This is a genomic window from Bradyrhizobium sp. Leo170 (assembly GCF_004296405.1).
Taxonomy (GTDB): Bacteria; Pseudomonadota; Alphaproteobacteria; order Rhizobiales; family Xanthobacteraceae; genus Bradyrhizobium.
Genome location: NZ_PSRR01000924.1, coordinates 1 through 322, shown reverse-complemented (window position 1 = coordinate 322; position 322 = coordinate 1). Strand labels below are relative to the sequence as shown.

Below are 322 nucleotides of genomic sequence, written 5' to 3'. Positions count from 1 at the left end.
CGAAGCTTCGGGGCGTCGACCTGCACAACACTCTGGCGGTCGACGCCTCGGGTGTGCGCGTCTCGGCGACGCCCGCGCGCCTCGCGGAGTCGCCGACGCGAACGCGGGCCGAGATCACTACGCGCTCACAAGACGCCCCACGCCCGATATCGTCCGCGGCCCGTCGCCTCGCGCAGGCCCAGCTCGGCCACCAGATTCTGGGCGGCACGGGGCGTGATGTCGAGCTCTTTGGCGATCATGCCGGCTGAGACCAACGGCCTTGCGATTACGAACTCGATGAGCTCCGGCAGCCGCGACGTGGAGCGGCGGCCGTCGAGTTTTC

General features: G+C 69.9%; 1 protein-coding gene. It reads right to left on the bottom strand.

What is annotated here, in order from left to right:
- Positions 1 to 125: 125 nt before the first annotated feature.
- Positions 126 to 322, bottom strand: a 197-nt coding sequence (locus CWO89_RS45380) for a helix-turn-helix domain-containing protein (RefSeq protein ID WP_249776248.1), incomplete at its 5' end; no start/stop codon positions are given.